We start from the raw sequence: 13,562 nt of genomic DNA, 5'->3' as shown, positions 1-13,562 counted from the left end.
TATCAGGCTATTATCTTGAGTATAATTCAACGATGAGTTGCTCATCAACTGGAATTGAAATTTCTTCTCTTGTTGGAAGTAATTCAACTTTACCAACCAGTTCCCCTGATTTAACTGTTAACCAACTTGGAGCAGTAACGTTATCTGAAAGCTCCTTGAATGCAACACTGCTTCTGCTTTTCTCTCGAACGCTAATTTCGTCTCCAACTCTTACTAAGTAAGAAGGAATATTGATTTTCTTTCCATTTAGAAGAAAATGGCCATGACGCACTAATTGTCTTGCTTCAGTACGTGTTTTTGCCAATCCTAAACGGAAAGCTACATTATCTAAACGTCTTTCTAAAAGAACTAAAAGGTTATCACCTGTAATGCCATTTTGACGATCAGCTTCTTTAAAGTACCCTCTAAATTGCTTCTCTAAAACACCATATATACGTTTAACTGTTTGTTTTGCTCTTAATTGTAATCCATACTCAGTTACTTTCTTTCTACCTTGTCCATGTTGTCCTGGTGGATAGCCTCTTCTTTCCATAGCACATTGGTTAGAATAGCAACGGTCGGATTTTAAGTATAGCTTTGTGCCTTCTCTACGACAGAGACGACAAGCAGTGCCTTTATATCTTGCCATATTTTTTCCTCCTCCTCTAAACTCTTCTACGTTTTGGTGGTCTACAACCATTATGAGGAATTGGTGTGACATCTTTAATCATTGCCACTCCAATGCCTGCTGCTGTTAGAGCGCGAATTGCCGCTTCTCTACCTGAGCCAGGTCCTTTTACATAGCAATCCACTTCTTTTACACCATGTTCAGCTGCAGCTTCTGCTGCTTTTTCAGCTGCCATTTGGGCTGCGAAAGGTGTACTCTTTCTTGATCCTTTAAAGCCAAGAGATCCGGCACTAGACCAAGAGATAGTATCGCCTTCTTTATCGGTGATGGTAATAATTGTATTATTAAATGTAGACTGAATATGAGCTACGCCATAATCGATTTTTTTCTTATCCCGTTTCTTAGAACGGACTTTACCTTTACCTGCCATAACCTATCCCTCCTATTTCTTTTTAGCAACGGCCCCTCTATTAGGCCCTTTTCTTGTTCTTGCATTATTTTTTGTATTTTGTCCACGAACAGGCAAGCCTCTTCTGTGGCGCATTCCTCTATAGCAATTAATTTCCATTAAACGCTTAATATTAAGAGAAACTTCTCTTCTTAAGTCACCTTCTACACTATGTGACTTACCAATTTCGTCTCTGATTGCATTGACTTCCTCGTCTGTTAAATCCTTAACCTTTGCGTTTGGATTGATTCCAACAGCTGCTAAAATTTCATTAGCAGTTGTACGTCCAATACCGTATACGTAAGTTAAAGAAATTTCTACTCTTTTGTCGTTTGGTATATCAACACCAGCAATACGTGCCATTCTTACACCTCCATAAGTTTTTTACCCTTGTACTTGTTTATGTTTTGGATTTTCGCAAATAACCATTACTTTGCCTTTACGTTTTATCACTTTACACTTTTCACAAATGGGCTTAACAGATGTTCTAACTTTCATAATAAAGCCTCCTTTTTATTTAAATCTATAAGTGATACGACCTTTACTAAGGTCGTAAGGAGATAATTCAACTTTGACTCTATCTCCAGGTAGTATCTTAATAAAGTTTACTCTGATTTTTCCTGAGATATGGGCCAAAATTTGGTGACCATTATCTAATTCAACTTTAAACATAGCATTAGGTAAAGAATCAATTACTTTACCTTCCACTTCAATTACATCTTCTTTGGACACTTGATCATCTCCTTTTTATTAACTGAAATACTGCTTATAGTAACGCATTTCTTATTCAGGATTATCATCCTTATCTTCACCTTATCCCTTCTACAACCGAGTGAGTATGATAGGCTCACTCTCTGTGATAATCACAGTATGCTCATAGTGGGCTGAAGGCTGTTTATCTTTAGTTACGACTGTCCATCCATCTTCTAAAATCTCGATATTGGAGCCGCCCATATTTACCATAGGTTCTATGGCAAGAGCCATGCCAGCCTCAAGACGAGGGCCTCTACCAGGGGGGCCATAATTAGGTACAGCAGGATCTTCATGTAAATCTTCACCGATTCCATGACCTACAAATTCTCTAACAATACTAAAGCCAGCTGATTCAACTGTTTTCTGTATTGCATGAGAAATGTCCCCTAAACGATTGCCTACTTTTGCCATTTGGAGTCCTTTAAAAAAACTATCTTCTGTAACAGAAATCAGCTTTTCTTTTTCAGGTGAAATGACTCCCACTGCCGCAGTAAAAGCAGCATCTCCATGGTACCCATCTTTCAATGCACCAACGTCTATACTGATAATCTCTCCTTCTTTTAAGCGCCTACTACTTGGAATGCCATGGACGACAACTTCATCCATCGAGGCGCAAATAGTGTTGGGAAACCCTTCATAACCTTTGAAGCTAGGGATAGCTCCATGTTCTCTGATTATTTTTTCAGCTTCTCTATCCAACTCTAAAAGGGAGATGCCAGGCGTAATTATTTCCTTTAGTTTTTGGTGTACTAATGCGACTAAGGTGCCTGCTTCTTTCATTTTTGAAATACTATCTTTATTTTTAATAATAATCAACTAAATGTCCCTTCCTAAGCATTTGCCAATCTCTTTTGTCGCTTCCTTAACTGAATTATCGCCTGCAATAGAACACACAATTCCTTTGCTCTCATAAAATTCAATTAACGGTTTTGTTTCTTTTTCATATACTTTAATTCGATCTAATACAGTTTCTTCATTATCATCATCTCGTGCTGACAATGATTCACCACAATAATCACAAATATTTTCTATCTTTGGAGGATTGGTAGTAATATTAAAGGAACCACCACAAGATTTACAAAATCTGCGATTGAGAATTCTGTCTACAGTAGTTTCTTCAGGGACATCTAACATAACAACATAATCAAGATTCTGATGTTTCTCAGCTAAGTAGGCATCAAGCACCTCAGCTTGAGAGAGTGTTCTAGGATAACCATCTAAAATATAGCCACCTATACAGTCACTGCGTTCTATCCGTTTAAAAACCATAGCGTTAGTCAAACTATCTGGGACCAGTTGGCCCTTATTAATAAGGGCCTTTAGTTCCTCGCTTTGCGGTGTTGCTTCACTCATTGCTTGTCTGAAAATATCTCCAGTTGAAATGTGAGGTATTTTCAAAGCCTCTGCAACTATTTTTCCTTGTGTTCCTTTACCAGAGCCTGGAGGACCCATCATTAGAATTCGCATTATTTCAAAAATCCTTGATAGTGTCTCATTAAAAGTTGTGACTCCATTTGTTTCATAGTATCAAGAGCTACGCCGACTGCAATTAACAAACTTGTTCCTCCAAACTGCAACTGCATTCCGCCAATAAAACCTCCTAAAATATTAGGTAATAAAGCAATAATAGCTAAGAAAATAGCACCGAATAAAGTAATTCTTGTTAAGATTTTTTGCAATGCTTCAGACGTTGGTTTTCCTGGTCGAATACCCGGGATAAAACCACCACTCTTCTTTAAGTTATCTGCTACATCCGCTGGATTAAAAGCAATAACAGAATAAAAGAATGTAAATACGATAATGAGCAATGCATAGAATACGATGTAAACAGGTGTGTTTACACCAAACCATTGTTGGAAAAACTGAGCAAAACCTGTATCTGCAAAGAAAATCGAAACAATAGTTCCTGGTAATATTAAAAGTGATGAAGCAAAGATAATTGGAATTACCCCTGCTTGATTCAATTTAATCGGAATAAATGTGCTTTGCCCACCGTACATTTTACGGCCAACAACGCGCTTTGCATAGTGAACAGTAACCCTTCTCTCTCCTTGTTGAACTGCAACAATGCCGACAACAGCCAGAAGAAGAGCTACTAGTAGTAAAATTGCCATGTAACCATGTGTATTACCACTACTTACTTGTTGCATAACTGTATTAACTAAAACAGGCACTCTAGAAACAATACCAATGAAAATAATTAGGGAAATACCATTTCCAATACCATGTTCATTAATAAGTTCTCCCAGCCACATAAGTAGCATAGCACCCGCTGTCATAGTTAATGCACAAACAATCCAAGTAAATGCATTTGGATCTGCAAATCCGTTACTTGCATTAATAAAGATTGTTAAGCCTATGGCTTGAACCAATGCCAACGCAAGTGTTAAATAACGAGTATACTGGGCAATTTTTTTATTGTCCTCTTTCGCTATCTGCTTTAAGCGATCAAACCCTGCGGTCAGCAGGGTCATTATAATAGAAGCATTAATGTAGGGCACGATAGACATTGCAAAGATAGTAAATCGACTCAAGGAGCCCCCTGAGAATGTATCGATAATATCTAAAATACCGTTGTTTGAAAAAATTTGACTTAAGACAGCAGAATCAATCCCAGGAATCGGAATATAAGCTCCAAAACGTACGACTACGAGTATGAGAAGCGTAAATATAATCTTCCTTCTGATTTCCTTGACCTTCAGCGCATTTATTAGAGTTTCAAACATTACTTAAATCACCTCTACTTTTCCTCCAGCAGCTTCAATCTTACTTTTTGCGGAATCGCTAATTTTGTTACATTGAACTGTTAATTTTTTTGTTACTTCACCATTACCGAGAATTTTAATGCCATCTTGAAGCTTTCTAGCAACTCCACAGTTTAGCATATCGTCAATAGTTACTGTAGCACCATCTTCAAATCTATTTAATTGGTCTAGATTTATAATAGTATACTCTGTTGCAAATATATTTGTAAAACCTCTTTTTGGTATTCTTCTAATTAAAGGCATTTGTCCGCCTTCAAATCCTCTTTTTTGGCTATAGCCAGAACGGGATTTTTGGCCATTATGACCTCTACCACAGGTTTTGCCTGTACCAGAACCCATGCCTCTTCCAACACGTTTAGATGCTTTTTTTGCACCTGCTGCTGGGCTTAAATCATGAAGCTTCATCACAAAACCTCCTATATTTCTTCATATTTGACCAGATGAGAAACTTTATTTAATTTCCCCTCAATATCTGGTGTTAGCTTTTGTATTACTTGGCTGTTAATTTTTCCTAAACCTAAAGACCTTACAGTTTCCTTCTGTCTTTCAGGACGTCCAATAATACTTTTAACTAATGTAACTTTTACTTCTTTCACGCCCATCCCTCCTAACCGAATAACTCGTCGGTGGTTTTACCGCGTAGTCTTGCTACTTCATCAGCGCGCTTCAAAGAAGCTAAACCTTCTATGGTAGCATATACCATGTTATTTTTATTAGATGAGCCTAAAGATTTTGTCAAAATATTTTTAATGCCTGCTAATTCTAAAACTGCACGCGCTGGTCCACCAGCAATAACGCCAGTACCATTTGCTGCAGGTTTTAATAGAACGGCACCTGCTCCGAATTTACCGATAATTTGGTGGGGTATTGTTGTATTAACAATCGGAACATTGATAACATTTTTCTTTGCATCTTCAACAGCTTTTTTAATAGCTGTAGGAACTTCTTGAGCTTTCCCATGTCCTACGCCAACTCTGCCTTCGCCATCGCCAACAACGACTAAAGCACTAAAGCTAAAACGACGTCCACCTTTTACGACCTTAGCAACACGATTAATGTTGACTACTCTTTCTGAGAATTCACTCTTTTTTTCATCAGTGTGCACGTTTTTCCCTCCTTTTGGATTTAAAATTCTAATCCGCCTTCTCTAGCACCTTCTGCAAGGGCTTGAACTCTTCCGTGATAAATATAGCCACTTCTATCAAAAACTACTGATTTCACACAAGCTTTAACTGCTTTTTCAGCAAGTAATTTACCAACAACACCAGCGCCTTCTACATTGCCACCATTTACATCCCTCACTTCAAGAGAGGAAGCTGCAACCAATGTGTGACCTGCAACATCATCGATAATCTGAGCATGAATGTTTTTTCCACTTCTGAAAACACATAGTCTTGGACAGGTTGCTGTTCCGCTGATATTTTTACGAACTCTTCTGTGTTTCTTAGCACGAACTTTTTTTCTGTTAATCTGTTTAATCAAAACTGCTCACTCCTTTCTTGCTCTATTTGGAGCCAGTTTTACCGACTTTTCTTCTAATATGTTCGTCAGCATACTTAATACCTTTGCCTTTATATGGCTCAGGTAGACGAATACTTCTCACATTAGCAGCAAAAGCCCCTACTTGTTGCTTATCAATACCTTTAACAATAATCACTGTTGGTTTTGGAACCTCAACTTCTAAACCAGCTTCAACTTCCATTTCAACTGGATGGGAATAACCAGCATTTACAACTAGTTTCTTCCCAGCAAGATTGGCTTTATAACCTACCCCAACCATGTTTAACTCTTTTTGGAAACCAGTGCTTACACCAGTTACCATATTGTTTATTATCGCTCTTGTCATTCCGTGTAGTGAACGGTTATGTTTATCATCATCTGCTCTTGAAACCAATACTTCACCGTCTTCTACTTTAATTGTTATTACAGGCTCAAAAGTAAACTCTAATTTTCCTTTAGGTCCCTTAACTGCCACATGGCTACCAGAGACGTTTACTTCCGCTCCTTCGGGAATAACAACAGGTGCTTTACCTATTCTTGACATGTTGTACCTCCTGGTTACCAGACATAGCAGAGTACTTCTCCACCAACGCCTTCTTTTCTTGCTGATTTATCTGTCATAATTCCTTTTGATGTTGAAAGAACTGCAATACCGAAACCACCTAACACTCTAGGAACATCTTCAGTTCCTACATATACTCTAAGGCTAGGTTTGCTAATTCTTTTTAGTCCGGAAATTACTCTTGTTTTATCATCATATTTTAAATAAACGCGAATTGCTTTTTTAGCAGGGTTGTCGCCATCTACTACTTCAAATCCTTTTATAAAGCCTTCCTCTTTTAGAATACGAGACATAGACTCCTTTAAATTAGAAGCAGGAATATCTACAGATTTCTTATATGCAGTATTCGCGTTACGAACTCTTGTTAAATAATCCGCTATTGGATCTGTCATTACCATTCAAATACCTCCTTCCAAAGCATATGCTTACCAGCTTGCTTTTCTAACTCCAGGCAATTCTCCATTGCTGGCTCTTTTGCGGAAACAAATTCTGCAGATACCAAATTTTCTGATATATGCATGTGGTCTTCCACAAATTTTGCAGCGATTATAAGCTCTAACTTTATACTTAGGAGTTCTTTGTTGACTTATTTTTTTTGATGTTTTAGCCATTGCTATCCTCCTTAATTACTTAGCAAAAGGAGCGCCGAGTAACTTTAGTAATTCTCTCGCTTCCTCATCTGTTTTTGCTGTTGTAACAAATGTTATATCCATCCCTCTTACTTTATCAATTTTATCAAAATCAATTTCAGGAAATATTAATTGCTCAGTGATACCTAATGTATAGTTACCACGACCATCGAAACCTTTATTAGAGATTCCTTTAAAATCACGAACCCTCGGCAAGGAAGCATTCACTAAGCGATCTAGAAATTCATACATTCTAGCGCCTCTCATTGTAACTTTACAGCCGATAGGCATGCCTTCTCTTAATTTAAAAGTAGCAATAGATTTTTTTGCTTTAGTGATTACAGGTTTTTGTCCAGTAATCATTATAATATCAGAAACTGCTCCTTCTAAAACTTTGCTGTTTTGCACTGCTTCACCAACACCCATATTAACAATAATTTTGTTAAGTTTTGGTGCTTCGTTAACATTTTTATATGAAAACTTTTCAACTAATGCAGGCACAACTTCTTCCTTATACGTATCTTTTAGTCTAGCCAATGTAAGGTCCTCCTTTCTTTTAGTCTAATACTTTTCCGCATTTTTTACATACGCGTACTTTTTTGTCTTCTTTAACTTCGTGTCCATGACGCACGCCACGGTTGCACTTAGAACAAAACAGAAGAACATTAGACGCTTGAATAGGTGCTTCTTTCTCGATAATGCCACCCTGCGGATTCTTTTGAGTCCCTTTTGTATGTCTTTTAACTTTATTAATTCCTTTAACGAGTACTTTTCCATCACTTGGATAACTCTCCAGAATCTTGCCGTTTTTATTTTTATCTTTACCGACGATAATTTCTACCTTATCCCCTTTTTTCACATGTAAGTGTGGTGTCAACTTGTTCACCTCCGTAATTTCTATAGCACTTCTGGTGCTAGAGAAACAATTTTCATATAGTTTTTCTCTCTGAGCTCTCTAGCAACAGGACCAAAGATACGGGTGCCTTTCGGAGTACCATCATCTTTAATTAAAACTGCTGCATTTTCATTAAATTTAATATAAGAACCATCAGGGCGTCTTGTTTGGTAAACAGTACGAACTACAACAGCTTTCACTACCTCGCCCTTCTTTACCACGCCACCTGGTGTTGCGTGTTTGACGGAACATACGATAACATCTCCCACAGAAGCCGTTCTTTTTCTAGAACCACCTAGAACACGAATGCAAAGTAATTCTTTTGCTCCAGTATTGTCCCCAACTTTTAATCTTGATTCTTGTTGGACCATTTCATAACCCTCCTTTTATGGCAGATACTAAACCCTCTTACCTTTTACAAGTACTTCAAGTACTCTAAAATGTTTATCTTTAGAAAGAGGACGTGTTTCCATAATTTTTACTTTATCACCTATCATGCAAGTGTTGTTTTCATCATGTGCTTTAAATTTTTTAGATACTTTAAAACGCTTGTGATAAATAGAGTGTTTTTTAAAGTTTTCAACTTTAACAACAACTGTTTTGTCCATTTTATCACTAACAACAACACCAATTCTTGTTTTTCTGCTTGTATTTCTTTCCAAGAATCTTTCCTCCTTCTATTGATTTTCTTTTTGCGTTAAGATCGTTTTTGCTCTTGCAATAGAACGCTTAACTTCACGAATGCGCATTGGATTTGATAATTGCGCTGTCGCTGCTTGGAATCTCAAGTTAAATAACTCTTTTTTTAAACCATCTATTTGAGAGACTAATTCATCAGTTGATAAATCTCTATATTCTTTATTTTTCATTAGCGTCACCACCAATTTCTTCGTCGGCTTTCACAACGAATTTTGTTTTTAATGGGAGCTTGTGTGATGCTAGACGCATAGCCTCGCGAGCTTGCTCTTCGCTAATACCAGAAATTTCAAAAAGAACACGTCCTGGTTTAACCACTGCTACCCAATACTCCGGAGAACCTTTGCCTTTACCCATACGAGTTTCCGCAGGAGTTTGTGTAATTGGACGATCCGGAAATATTTTAATCCATACTTTACCGTCTCTTTTTGTATAACGGGTCATGGCGATACGTGCTGCTTCAATTTGTCTTGAAGTAACCCATGCTGGTGATGTAGCTCTTAAGCCAAATTCACCATAAGTTACATGGTTGCCACCTTTTGATTTCCCCTTCATCTTCTTAGGACGGCGAGGTCTTCTGTATTTAACCTTTTTAGGCATTAACATGATTCACTTCCCCTCCTTAACTTCCTGTTTTTTTCTTCAGTAAGGATGTCTCCTAGGTAAACCCATGTTTTTACACCAATTTTTCCATAAGTAGTATCAGCTTCAGCTGTTGCATAAACTACATTGGCACGAATTGTATGCAATGGCACTTTACCCTCGCTATACCATTCAGTTCTAGCAATTTCAGCGCCACCTAAACGACCGGATACAGCTACTCTGATACCACCTGCACCAATTTTCATAGCACGTTGAACTGCTTGCTTAACAGCACGTCTGAAAGAAATTCTTTTTTCTAATTGTGCTGCAATATTCTCAGCAATTAATTGAGCTTCCATTTCTGGCTTTTTCACTTCAATTACTTTAATATTTATTTGATGTCCTTTAACCATGGATTTTAATGAGTTTCTTAATTTTTCAATTTCAGAACCACCACGTCCGATAACCACTCCTGGTTTACCTGTGTGGATGGTAATAGTAATACGCTTGCCTACACGCTCAATTAAAATTCTAGCAATGCCAGCGTGGTATAAACTTTTCTTAATATATTCTCTGATTTTTACATCTTCCAATAAAATATCTGAATAATCTTTATTGCTACCGTACCATTTTGCATCCCAGTCCTGAACAACGCCTAAACGCATTGATTTTGGATGTACTTTCTGTCCCACTACTAAACCTCCTTCTCAGCCACAACTACTGTTACATGGCTGGTTCTTTTTAGTACTAAATCGGCTCTTCCCATCGCTCTTGGTTTAAAGCGTTTCAAGGTTGGACCTTCCCCTACATATATTTCAGAAATATACAGGGCATCTTTATTTAAGCTGCTGTTATTTTCTGCATTACTCGCAGCAGATTTAACTACTTTCTCCAGCAAAAATGATGCTTTTTTAGGAGAGAATTTTAAGATAGCTAATGCATTTCTTAATTCTTTACCCCTAATTTCATTTGCAACACTTCTCAATTTTTGAGGGGAGATACGCATATATTTCGCAACTGCTTTTACTTCACTTGCCATTATTTTGTCCTCCTTCCTCTATCTAGCTTTGTTGCCCGCATGACCTCTGTAAGTTCTTGTCGGAGCAAACTCACCTAATTTATGACCTACCATATCCTCAGATACATACACTGGAATATGTTTTCTTCCATTATGTACATTAAAGGTATATCCTACCATTTCAGGGAAAATTGTAGATCTTCTGGACCACGTTTTAATAACGCGTTTTTCATCTGTTTCATTCATTGCTTCAACTTTTTTCAAAAGTTTAGGTTCACAATAAGGACCTTTTTTTATTGATCTTGACACAATTTTGTCCTCCCTTCACTACTTATCATAACGTCTACGAACAATGAACTTATCAGAAGAATTTGTTTTCTTTCTTGTTCTTTGTCCAAGCGCTGGTCTACCCCAAGGGGTAACTGGATGTTTTCTGCCAACTGGTGAACGTCCTTCACCACCACCGTGTGGGTGATCGTTAGGGTTCATTACAACGCCACGAACTGTTGGACGGAAGCCTAAGTGACGTTTACGTCCAGCTTTACCAATAGTAATATTACCATGGTCTCCATTACCAACTTCGCCAATTGTTGCTTTACAGTCAACTAAAATCATTCTTACTTCACTGGAAGGCATTCGCACTTGTGCATAACGACCTTCTTTAGCCATTAACTGTGCAGAGTTTCCTGCACCTCTAACAAGTTGTCCACCTTTTCCAGGCTTCATCTCAATGTTATGAATTGTGGCACCCACAGGGATGTTTGCAAGTGGTAATGCATTACCTGGCTTAATATCAGCTTTTTCGCCAGATTCAACTTTAACGCCTACTTTTAATCCTTCTGGTGCTAAAATATATCTTTTTTCTCCGTCTGCGTAGTGTAGTAGTGCAATATTAGCTGAGCGATTTGGATCATACTCAATACTCTCCACTTTTGCTGGAATATTGTCCTTGTTTCTTTTAAAATCAATAATTCTATATAGACGTTTTTCGCCGCCTCCGCGGTGTCTTACTGTAATTCTACCCTGGTTATTACGCCCTGCTTTTTTTGATAGTGGGGCTGTTAAAGACTTTTCAGGTTTTTTTGCAGTTACTTCTTCAAATGAAGAAACCGTCATTTGTCTTAAACCAGGTGATGTTGGTCTGAAAGATTTTAATGCCATCTTTTCTCCTCCTTATCTCTCTGGTTTACATGCCTTCAAATAATTCGATAGTTCCTTCTATTAAAGTAACTATTGCTTTTTTACGATCTGGTCTATAGCCTTGTGTTTTACCTTGTCTCTTGAGCTTCCCTTTAACAGTCATCGTATTAACTTTTCCTACTTTTACATTGAATTGTTTTTCAATTGCATGTCTAATCTCAATTTTATTTGCATCTTTATTAACAAAGAATACATATTTATTTTGTGCTGACAAGTCCATACTCTTTTCAGAAATAACTGGCTTGACGATTACATCTGCTGGGTTACGCATCTAAAAGCACCTCCTCCAGCTTTAGCACAGCTTCTTTAGTAGCAATTAGGGATGCATGTCTGACCATATCATAAACATTTACACTGCCTGTAAAAGTTGTTGTTACCCCTTGTAAATTGCTTGCAGAAGCAATAACGTTGTTCTCTTTATCTAAAGTAACAATTAAAGCTGTTCTACCAGCCTTTAAATTAGCTAAAACATTTTTCATTTCTTTTGTTTTAGGCTCTTTAAAATTAAAGCTGTCTACAACGATTAATTCTTCATTAGCTACTTTGTCGCTTAGTACAGATTTCATAGCTAAGCGCTTAACTTTCTTTGGTAGGCTGTAGCTGTAATCTCTTGGTTTAGGACCAAAAGCAACGCCACCTTTTCTCCAGACAGGATTTCTTGAACTACCTACTCTGGCTCTACCAGTTCCTTTTTGTCTCCAAGGCTTCTTTCCACCACCTGATACTTCTGCACGTGTTAAAGTGGAGTGAGTTCCTTGGCGTTTGTTTGCAAGTTGCATAACTACCACAGCGTGGACAGATGCTTCACTTGGCTCAATACCGAAAACTTCGTCTTTAAGTTCTAAAGATTCTTTAACAGAACCATCAGTACTTAGTACATTTATTTTTGCCATTTGCTCTACCTCCTTCTACTTCTTTTTAGCAGGTCTCACAGTAACGATTGATTTTTTCGCTCCTGGAATTGCACCTTTAATTAAAATTAAGTTTTGTTCTGGTAACACGTCTGCAATAACTAAATTTTGGACTGTTACACAATCGCCACCCATTCTTCCTGGCATTTTTTTGCCTTTGAATACACGGGCAGCATCCATAGATCCTAAAGAACCAACATTTCTGTGGTGTCTAGAACCATGACTTTCAGGTCCGCGGTGAAAACCATATCTTTTGATAACCCCTGCAAAACCCTTACCTTTTGATTTTCCTGTTACATCAACGTAGTCACCTGTTGCAAAAATATCAACTCTGATTTCCGCTCCAACTTCTGCTTCGCCTTCTACTGGAAGCTCTTTTAAAATCTTAAGTGGGCTAACATTTCCTTTTTTGAAATGGCCCGCTAATGGTTTAGTTGTGTGTTTTTCTTTTTTTGGTAAAAAACCGACTTGTACTCCCTCATAACCGTCATTTTCTTTAGTCTTTACTTGTGTAATTACACAAGGACCAGCTTCAATAACAGTAACTGGAATCATCGTTCCATCTTGGAAGATGCTTGTCATTCCAATTTTTTTACCTATAATTGCTTTAGCCATTATGACAATTCATCTCCTTTCCAATCTTTTTTCCTATAGTTTAATTTCTACATCTACCCCTGCAGGTAAATCAATGTGCATTAACGCATCTACTGTCTTAGGGTTCGGAGCCAATATATCGATAAGACGTTTATGAGTTCTCATCTCAAATTGCTCTCTTGAATCCTTATGGACGTGAGTAGAACGTAAAATGGTATAGATGTTTCTTTCTGTAGGAAGTGGGATTGGTCCGGAAACCATTGCACCTGTGTTCTTAGCAGTCTCAACAATTTTCCTTGCTGATTGGTCTAATAACTTGTGATCATATGCTTTCAAGCGAATTCTAATCTTCTCTTTTGCCACTTTTTGTTCCTTCCTTTCGTTTGTATTTTCAATACAACT

Annotated in this window: 29 protein-coding genes; all 29 read right to left on the bottom strand. The window is 37.6% G+C overall.

The window, feature by feature from the left end:
• Positions 1–10: 10 nt before the first annotated feature.
• The gene (rpsD, locus tag AZF37_RS03480; protein WP_088369588.1) at positions 11–628 is read right to left on the bottom strand and encodes a 30S ribosomal protein S4; all 618 of its coding nucleotides are present in this window, start codon (positions 626–628) and stop codon (positions 11–13) included.
• Between the two features lie 16 nt (positions 629–644).
• Positions 645–1,037, bottom strand: a complete 393-nt coding sequence (rpsK, locus tag AZF37_RS03475) for a 30S ribosomal protein S11 (RefSeq protein ID WP_088369587.1) — start codon at positions 1,035–1,037, stop codon at positions 645–647.
• Between the two features lie 12 nt (positions 1,038–1,049).
• Positions 1,050–1,418 (bottom strand): 30S ribosomal protein S13, encoded by a 369-nt coding sequence (rpsM, locus tag AZF37_RS03470; RefSeq protein WP_088369586.1) that lies wholly within the window; start codon positions 1,416–1,418, stop codon positions 1,050–1,052.
• Between the two features lie 21 nt (positions 1,419–1,439).
• Entirely contained in the window at positions 1,440–1,553 is a 114-nt protein-coding gene (gene rpmJ / locus AZF37_RS03465) for a 50S ribosomal protein L36 (RefSeq protein WP_088369585.1), read from the bottom strand.
• A 15-nt stretch (positions 1,554–1,568) separates the two neighbouring features.
• Positions 1,569–1,787 (bottom strand): translation initiation factor IF-1, encoded by a 219-nt coding sequence (infA, locus tag AZF37_RS03460; protein ID WP_088369584.1) that lies wholly within the window; start codon positions 1,785–1,787, stop codon positions 1,569–1,571.
• A gap of 90 nt (positions 1,788–1,877) precedes the next feature.
• Positions 1,878–2,624 (bottom strand): type I methionyl aminopeptidase, encoded by a 747-nt coding sequence (map, locus tag AZF37_RS03455; protein ID WP_088369583.1) that lies wholly within the window; start codon positions 2,622–2,624, stop codon positions 1,878–1,880.
• Positions 2,625–3,263 carry an adenylate kinase gene (locus AZF37_RS03450; protein WP_162473860.1) on the bottom strand — a complete coding sequence of 213 codons (639 nt, stop codon included), beginning with the start codon at positions 3,261–3,263 and terminating at the stop codon, positions 2,625–2,627. It abuts the gene before it with no gap.
• A gap of 11 nt (positions 3,264–3,274) precedes the next feature.
• Positions 3,275–4,534 (bottom strand): preprotein translocase subunit SecY, encoded by a 1,260-nt coding sequence (secY, locus tag AZF37_RS03445; protein WP_088369581.1) that lies wholly within the window; start codon positions 4,532–4,534, stop codon positions 3,275–3,277.
• A gap of 3 nt (positions 4,535–4,537) precedes the next feature.
• Positions 4,538–4,978, bottom strand: a complete 441-nt coding sequence (gene rplO / locus AZF37_RS03440) for a 50S ribosomal protein L15 (RefSeq protein ID WP_088369580.1) — start codon at positions 4,976–4,978, stop codon at positions 4,538–4,540.
• Between the two features lie 11 nt (positions 4,979–4,989).
• On the bottom strand, positions 4,990–5,175 hold the full coding sequence (rpmD, locus tag AZF37_RS03435) for a 50S ribosomal protein L30 (RefSeq protein ID WP_172793071.1): 186 nt from the start codon (positions 5,173–5,175) through the stop codon (positions 4,990–4,992).
• Positions 5,176–5,180: 5 nt separating this feature from the next.
• A complete protein-coding gene (gene rpsE / locus AZF37_RS03430) occupies positions 5,181–5,678 on the bottom strand; it encodes a 30S ribosomal protein S5 (protein WP_088369579.1) in 498 nt (165 codons plus the stop codon).
• A gap of 20 nt (positions 5,679–5,698) precedes the next feature.
• Complete coding sequence (gene rplR / locus AZF37_RS03425; protein ID WP_088369578.1) at positions 5,699–6,055, bottom strand: 50S ribosomal protein L18; 357 nt, start codon at positions 6,053–6,055, stop codon at positions 5,699–5,701.
• A gap of 22 nt (positions 6,056–6,077) precedes the next feature.
• Positions 6,078–6,617 (bottom strand): 50S ribosomal protein L6, encoded by a 540-nt coding sequence (gene rplF, locus AZF37_RS03420; protein WP_088369577.1) that lies wholly within the window; start codon positions 6,615–6,617, stop codon positions 6,078–6,080.
• 14 nt (positions 6,618–6,631) lie between these two features.
• Positions 6,632–7,033 (bottom strand): 30S ribosomal protein S8, encoded by a 402-nt coding sequence (gene rpsH / locus AZF37_RS03415; RefSeq protein WP_088369576.1) that lies wholly within the window; start codon positions 7,031–7,033, stop codon positions 6,632–6,634.
• A 27-nt stretch (positions 7,034–7,060) separates the two neighbouring features.
• Positions 7,061–7,246: a type Z 30S ribosomal protein S14 gene (locus tag AZF37_RS03410; protein WP_088369575.1), complete on the bottom strand. Its 186-nt coding sequence runs from the start codon at positions 7,244–7,246 to the stop codon at positions 7,061–7,063.
• 15 nt (positions 7,247–7,261) lie between these two features.
• Positions 7,262–7,801, bottom strand: coding sequence for a 50S ribosomal protein L5 (rplE, locus tag AZF37_RS03405; RefSeq protein WP_088369574.1), 540 nt, complete (start codon positions 7,799–7,801; stop codon positions 7,262–7,264).
• A gap of 19 nt (positions 7,802–7,820) precedes the next feature.
• Entirely contained in the window at positions 7,821–8,141 is a 321-nt protein-coding gene (gene rplX, locus AZF37_RS03400) for a 50S ribosomal protein L24 (protein ID WP_245612036.1), read from the bottom strand.
• Between the two features lie 20 nt (positions 8,142–8,161).
• Positions 8,162–8,530 (bottom strand): 50S ribosomal protein L14, encoded by a 369-nt coding sequence (gene rplN / locus AZF37_RS03395; protein ID WP_088369572.1) that lies wholly within the window; start codon positions 8,528–8,530, stop codon positions 8,162–8,164.
• A gap of 27 nt (positions 8,531–8,557) precedes the next feature.
• Complete coding sequence (gene rpsQ / locus AZF37_RS03390; protein ID WP_088369571.1) at positions 8,558–8,821, bottom strand: 30S ribosomal protein S17; 264 nt, start codon at positions 8,819–8,821, stop codon at positions 8,558–8,560.
• Between the two features lie 15 nt (positions 8,822–8,836).
• Complete coding sequence (gene rpmC, locus AZF37_RS03385; RefSeq protein WP_088369570.1) at positions 8,837–9,028, bottom strand: 50S ribosomal protein L29; 192 nt, start codon at positions 9,026–9,028, stop codon at positions 8,837–8,839.
• Complete coding sequence (gene rplP, locus AZF37_RS03380) at positions 9,018–9,461, bottom strand: 50S ribosomal protein L16 (protein ID WP_088369569.1); 444 nt, start codon at positions 9,459–9,461, stop codon at positions 9,018–9,020. Before rplP ends, rpmC begins: the two co-directional genes overlap by 11 nt.
• The gene (gene rpsC / locus AZF37_RS03375) at positions 9,455–10,129 is read right to left on the bottom strand and encodes a 30S ribosomal protein S3 (RefSeq protein ID WP_088369568.1); all 675 of its coding nucleotides are present in this window, start codon (positions 10,127–10,129) and stop codon (positions 9,455–9,457) included. Before rpsC ends, rplP begins: the two co-directional genes overlap by 7 nt.
• A gap of 2 nt (positions 10,130–10,131) precedes the next feature.
• Positions 10,132–10,476, bottom strand: coding sequence for a 50S ribosomal protein L22 (gene rplV / locus AZF37_RS03370; protein WP_088369567.1), 345 nt, complete (start codon positions 10,474–10,476; stop codon positions 10,132–10,134).
• A gap of 18 nt (positions 10,477–10,494) precedes the next feature.
• Positions 10,495–10,764: a 30S ribosomal protein S19 gene (gene rpsS, locus AZF37_RS03365; RefSeq protein WP_088369566.1), complete on the bottom strand. Its 270-nt coding sequence runs from the start codon at positions 10,762–10,764 to the stop codon at positions 10,495–10,497.
• 18 nt (positions 10,765–10,782) lie between these two features.
• On the bottom strand, positions 10,783–11,616 hold the full coding sequence (gene rplB, locus AZF37_RS03360; protein WP_088369565.1) for a 50S ribosomal protein L2: 834 nt from the start codon (positions 11,614–11,616) through the stop codon (positions 10,783–10,785).
• A gap of 25 nt (positions 11,617–11,641) precedes the next feature.
• Entirely contained in the window at positions 11,642–11,926 is a 285-nt protein-coding gene (gene rplW, locus AZF37_RS03355) for a 50S ribosomal protein L23 (protein WP_088369564.1), read from the bottom strand.
• On the bottom strand, positions 11,919–12,548 hold the full coding sequence (gene rplD / locus AZF37_RS03350; RefSeq protein WP_088369563.1) for a 50S ribosomal protein L4: 630 nt from the start codon (positions 12,546–12,548) through the stop codon (positions 11,919–11,921). The genes rplW and rplD overlap by 8 nt, the downstream gene beginning before the upstream one ends.
• A gap of 15 nt (positions 12,549–12,563) precedes the next feature.
• Complete coding sequence (gene rplC, locus AZF37_RS03345; RefSeq protein WP_088369562.1) at positions 12,564–13,181, bottom strand: 50S ribosomal protein L3; 618 nt, start codon at positions 13,179–13,181, stop codon at positions 12,564–12,566.
• 33 nt (positions 13,182–13,214) lie between these two features.
• Positions 13,215–13,523, bottom strand: a complete 309-nt coding sequence (rpsJ, locus tag AZF37_RS03340; RefSeq protein WP_088370651.1) for a 30S ribosomal protein S10 — start codon at positions 13,521–13,523, stop codon at positions 13,215–13,217.
• Positions 13,524–13,562: the final 39 nt, after the last annotated feature.

Source organism: endosymbiont 'TC1' of Trimyema compressum, assembly GCF_001584725.1.
GTDB lineage: Bacteria > Bacillota > TC1 > TC1 > TC1 > TC1.
Note: the sequence above shows the minus strand (reverse complement) of the source record. Positions and strands in the feature narration are given on the sequence as shown.

Excerpts from the sequence above, each read along its gene's own strand:
- rplW (WP_088369564.1), bottom strand. The coding sequence starts at position 11,926 with ATGCGTAACCCAGCAGATGTAATCGTCAAGCCAGTTATTTCTGAAAAG.
- rplV (WP_088369567.1), bottom strand. The coding sequence starts at position 10,476 with ATGGCAAGTGAAGTAAAAGCAGTTGCGAAATATATGCGTATCTCCCCT.
- rpmD (WP_172793071.1), bottom strand. The coding sequence starts at position 5,175 with ATGGGCGTGAAAGAAGTAAAAGTTACATTAGTTAAAAGTATTATTGGA.
- rplB (WP_088369565.1), bottom strand. The coding sequence starts at position 11,616 with ATGGCATTAAAATCTTTCAGACCAACATCACCTGGTTTAAGACAAATG.
- rplO (WP_088369580.1), bottom strand. The coding sequence starts at position 4,978 with ATGAAGCTTCATGATTTAAGCCCAGCAGCAGGTGCAAAAAAAGCATCT.
- rpsD (WP_088369588.1), bottom strand. The coding sequence starts at position 628 with ATGGCAAGATATAAAGGCACTGCTTGTCGTCTCTGTCGTAGAGAAGGC.
- rpmC (WP_088369570.1), bottom strand. The coding sequence starts at position 9,028 with ATGAAAAATAAAGAATATAGAGATTTATCAACTGATGAATTAGTCTCT.
- rpsH (WP_088369576.1), bottom strand. The coding sequence starts at position 7,033 with ATGGTAATGACAGATCCAATAGCGGATTATTTAACAAGAGTTCGTAAC.
- AZF37_RS03410 (WP_088369575.1), bottom strand. The coding sequence starts at position 7,246 with ATGGCTAAAACATCAAAAAAAATAAGTCAACAAAGAACTCCTAAGTAT.
- rplN (WP_088369572.1), bottom strand. The coding sequence starts at position 8,530 with ATGGTCCAACAAGAATCAAGATTAAAAGTTGGGGACAATACTGGAGCA.
- secY (WP_088369581.1), bottom strand. The coding sequence starts at position 4,534 with ATGTTTGAAACTCTAATAAATGCGCTGAAGGTCAAGGAAATCAGAAGG.
- rplC (WP_088369562.1), bottom strand. The coding sequence starts at position 13,181 with ATGGCTAAAGCAATTATAGGTAAAAAAATTGGAATGACAAGCATCTTC.
- rplF (WP_088369577.1), bottom strand. The coding sequence starts at position 6,617 with ATGTCAAGAATAGGTAAAGCACCTGTTGTTATTCCCGAAGGAGCGGAA.
- rpsM (WP_088369586.1), bottom strand. The coding sequence starts at position 1,418 with ATGGCACGTATTGCTGGTGTTGATATACCAAACGACAAAAGAGTAGAA.
- rpmJ (WP_088369585.1), bottom strand. The coding sequence starts at position 1,553 with ATGAAAGTTAGAACATCTGTTAAGCCCATTTGTGAAAAGTGTAAAGTG.
- AZF37_RS03450 (WP_162473860.1), bottom strand. The coding sequence starts at position 3,263 with ATGATGGGTCCTCCAGGCTCTGGTAAAGGAACACAAGGAAAAATAGTT.
- rpsK (WP_088369587.1), bottom strand. The coding sequence starts at position 1,037 with ATGGCAGGTAAAGGTAAAGTCCGTTCTAAGAAACGGGATAAGAAAAAA.
- rplD (WP_088369563.1), bottom strand. The coding sequence starts at position 12,548 with ATGGCAAAAATAAATGTACTAAGTACTGATGGTTCTGTTAAAGAATCT.
- rplP (WP_088369569.1), bottom strand. The coding sequence starts at position 9,461 with ATGTTAATGCCTAAAAAGGTTAAATACAGAAGACCTCGCCGTCCTAAG.